Origin of the sequence: Roseateles sp. (assembly GCF_036486225.1) — a bacterium.
Lineage (GTDB): Bacteria > Pseudomonadota > Gammaproteobacteria > Burkholderiales > Burkholderiaceae_C > Roseateles.
In genome coordinates, this window is record NZ_DASVNZ010000380.1 from 1 (window position 1) to 3,928 (window position 3,928).

At 70.6% G+C, this 3,928-nt stretch carries 4 protein-coding genes; all 4 read left to right on the forward strand.

Going from position 1 to position 3,928, the window contains the following annotated elements; genetic code table 11:
- Positions 1-192 (forward strand): TrbC/VirB2 family protein (locus tag VF536_RS24585; RefSeq protein WP_331617569.1); only part of this gene is annotated, 192 nt, incomplete at its 5' end.
- Positions 193-194: 2 nt separating this feature from the next.
- Positions 195-479 carry a type IV secretion system protein VirB3 gene (locus VF536_RS24590; protein ID WP_331617570.1) on the forward strand — a complete coding sequence of 95 codons (285 nt, stop codon included), beginning with the start codon at positions 195-197 and terminating at the stop codon, positions 477-479.
- A 15-nt stretch (positions 480-494) separates the two neighbouring features.
- Complete coding sequence (locus tag VF536_RS24595; protein ID WP_331617571.1) at positions 495-2,897, forward strand: VirB4 family type IV secretion/conjugal transfer ATPase; 2,403 nt, start codon at positions 495-497, stop codon at positions 2,895-2,897.
- A gap of 13 nt (positions 2,898-2,910) precedes the next feature.
- Positions 2,911-3,928: type IV secretion system protein (locus VF536_RS24600; protein ID WP_331617573.1), on the forward strand; the 1,018-nt coding region annotated here is incomplete at its 3' end.

Genomic DNA, 3,928 nt, shown 5'->3' on the forward strand with positions numbered 1-3,928 from the left:
TGGTTGCAGGGTACGTTGCTGGGCAATGTTGCGACGGCGGTAGCGGTGATGGCGGTTGCGGCGGTGGGTTTCATGATGCTGACGGGGCGGATGAACTGGCGCTTCGGGGCGACGGTGATCATCGGCTGCTTCATCCTGTTCGGTGCCGGCGCGATCGTCTCGGGCATCCAGTCGGCGTCGGGCGCGGGCTGAGTATGAGCCAGCTCGTCCGCCATCCCGTGCACCGCGCGCTGACCCGGCCGCAGATGTTCGCGGGCGTCACTTACAGCTTCTTCGTCATCAACATGGCGGTCACGACCGAGCTGTTCCTGATGACCAAGAGCTTCTGGGCGCTGCCTGCCGCGGCGGCGATCCACGGTGTGGGCTATCTTGCCTGCCTGCGCGAGCCGCGGGTGTTCGACCTGTGGATCACCAAGGTCTCGCGCTGTCCCCGCGTTCCGAACTGGAAGCGCTGGGGCTGCAACAGCTACGCGGTCTGAGGGAGCTGCCGGGCGATGGCAAAACTTTCACTGCCCTGGGCCGCCAAGGAAGCCCTGGCGGGCGACCGGCTGCCCTACCGCGCGCTGGTCGACGGCAATGTCGTGCTGCTGCGCGACGGTTCGGTGATGTGCTCGCTGCTGGTGCCCGGCATCAGCTTCGAGACTGCGGACGCCGACGAGCTCAACGCCCATGCCGCGGTGCGCGAGGTGCTGCTGCGCGCCAGCCTCGACGCGCGCTTCGTGCTCTACCACCACGTCGTCCGGCGACGCGTCCATGTCGAGCTGGAAGGGGCATTCGAAGACCCGCTGGCCGCGCATATCGACGCGCGCTGGCGCGACAGGCTGGGCGCAGGCGCGCTCTATGTGAACGACCAGTTCGTCACCCTGGTGCGCCGCCCGGCGCGCGGCAAGGCGGGCTGGCCGGAACGGCTCGGCCGCATGTTCAGGAACCGCGGCAGCGATCCGGTCGAGGCCGAACCGGCCGACGTCCGCGCGCTGCGCGCGGCGGCGTCCGCGATGCTGGCGGCGCTCGGCGCCTACGGCGCGCGGCTGCTGGGGGACTACGAGGGCGCGGGCGGCACCTGCTCCGAAGTGCTCGAACTGCTCTCGGCGCTCTACAACGGCGAGATGCGCCCGGTGCGCCGGCCGGCCGAAGGCGCCGATCTGGGCCATATGCTGCCCTATCGCCGCGCGAGCTTCGGGCTCGACGCGATGGAGCTCAAGGGCGCAGGCGGCACGACCTTTGCCGCGCTGGTGTCCTTGAAGGACTATCCCGATTCGACCGGGCCGGGCCTGACCGACGCGCTGCTGCGCCTGCCGCAGGAACTGACCCTGACCGAGAGCTACGCGCCCAGCGACCGCCAGGTCTCGCGCGAGCGGATCGATCTTGCCATCCGCCGGCTCAAGTCGGCCGACGAGGAGGCGATGGCCGAGCGCCGCGAGATGATGGCCGCGCGCGACGCGCTGGGCACCGGCGCGGCGGCTTTCGGCGACCACCACCTGTCGGTCCAGGTCCGCACCGACCGGCTCGACACGCTCGACGACGCGGTTGCCGCCTGCGCCGCCGCCCTGGCCGATGCCGGCGCGGTCGCGGTGCGCGAGGACGTCAATCTCGAGCCCGGCTTCTGGGGCCAGTTGCCCGGCAACGAGCAGTACCTCGTGCGCCGTTCGTTGATCTCCTCGGCCAACATGGCCTGCTTCGCCTCGCTCCACGGCTTCGCCATGGGCCAGGCCAGCGGCAACCACTGGGGCGAGGCGGTGACCCTGCTCACCACGACCAGTTCGACGCCGTTCTTCTTCAATTTCCACAACGGCGATCTCGGCAACTTCACCGTGATCGGCCCCTCGGGCTCGGGCAAGACCGTGGTCATGAACTTCCTCGCCGCCCAGGCGCAGAAGTTCAGCCCCCGCCTCGTCCTGTTCGACAAGGACCGCGGCGCCGAAGTCTTCATCCGCGCGATCGGCGGCACCTATTCGCGGATCGCCGCCGGGCACCCGACGGGCTTCAACCCGCTGGCGCTGCCCGACACACCGATCAACAGGGCCTTCCTGCGCGACTGGCTCGGCGTGCTGCTCGAAGCCGGCGGTCCCGAGGAACTGGCGACGATCACCGCCGCGGTCGATGCCGCCTATGCGGGCGACGCGCGGCTGCGCCGGCTCACGCATTTCCGCGAGCTGCTCGCCGGCAGCCGCCGCCCGGAGCCCGGCGATCTCGCCTCACGGCTCGATGCCTGGATCGGAGCCGGCGAGCATGGCTGGCTGTTCGACAATGCCGAGGACCGGCTCGACCTCTCGGCGATGACCCTGGGCTTCGACATGACCGCGCTGCTCGAGACGCCGCGGCTGCGCACCCCGGTCATGATGTACCTGTTCCACCGCATCGAGGAACGGCTCGACGGCGAACCGACGATGATCCTGATCGACGAGGGCTGGAAGGCGCTCGACGATCCGGTCTTCGCCGCGCGCATCCGCGACTGGCTCAAGACCTTGCGCAAGCGCAACGCGCTGGTCGGCTTCGCCACCCAGTCGGCGCGCGACGCGCTCGAGAGCCGGATCTCGGCAGCGCTGGTCGAGCAGACCGCGACGATGATCTTCATGCCCAACTCGCGCGCCCGCGAAGAGGACTATTGCGGCGGCTTCGGCCTGACGAGCCACGAGCTCGAGCTGATCCGCACCCTGCCCGCGCAGAGCCGCTGCTTCCTGATCCGCCAGCCCGACGCCTCGGTCGTGGTGCGGCTCGACTTGTCGGGCATGCCCGAAGTGCTGACCGTGCTGTCGGGCCGCGAGAGCACGGTGCGCAAGCTCGACACGCTGCGCGAGACCTACGGCGATGCGCCCGCCGCCTGGTATCCGGCGCTGACCGGGCAGGTCTGGCCCGACGGCGAAGGCAGCGATCTGTGGACCGAGGCGGCAGAATGAAGGGTCGGGGGGAATGAGCGCCTGCGAAGTCCTCTCCGCAGAAGCCTCGGGCGGCGTCGCCGCGGCGCTGCGCGCGGTCGACTGCCTGGCCGGCGAGACCGTCGCCGCATCCTTCGCGCGGCTGTTCGGCACCGGCCCCGGCGGCGGCGCGCTGCTGCCGGCGCTGACGATCGGCCTGACGCTCTATATCGCCTTCTTTGCGATCGGCCTGCTGACCGGCCGCAGCCGGCTCGGCATTTCGGCGCTGACCCCGCGGATGCTGACCCTGGGCCTCGTCCTCACTTTCGCGACGAGCTGGATCGCCTATAGCCAGGTCGTCTGGAACCTCGCCACGGGCGCGCCCGACGAGATCGCTTCGGTGCTGACCGGCGCGCCCAATGGTTCCGCCACCCAGATCTTCGGCGACCGCGTCGACATGGTCTTCGGCGCCATCGCCGAAGCGGCCGAGGCCGGCAAGCAGGCGGGGGCGCCTCCTCCTCCCGCGGCCGCCGCGCAGCAGGGCGCGCAGGCCGCGAGCGCTGCGGTATCGGGCAGTTTTACCCCGGCCAACGTCATGTGGCTGGGCGCGCTGCTGCTGCTGCTCGGCACGGTCGGCGTGCTCGTCACCGCGCGGATCGCGCTGGCGGTGCTGCTCGCCGTGGGCCCCGTCTTCGTGGTCTTTGCTCTTTTCAATGGTACCCGCGGGCTCTTCGTGGGCTGGCTGCGCGGCCTGGTCCTGACCGCGGCGGTGCCGCTGTTCGTCGTGGTCGGCGGCGGCATCGTCATGGAACTGCTGGTGCCGATCGTCGCTTCGCTGAACGGCGTCGAAGGGGTCAACGGCCGCGCCGCCCTCGCGCTGTTCGTCATCGCCAGCGTCCACGTCGCGCTGATGGCGATGATGCTCAAGGTCGCCGGCACGATGGTCTCGGCCTGGCAGGTGTTCGGGCTGGCCGGCGGCGAGCAGGGTCGCGACGCCGCGCCTGCTGCACCGGCAGCGGCGGCGCCTGCAGCCATCGCGCCGCTGGTAGCGGGCTCGGCGGCAATCGCTGCCG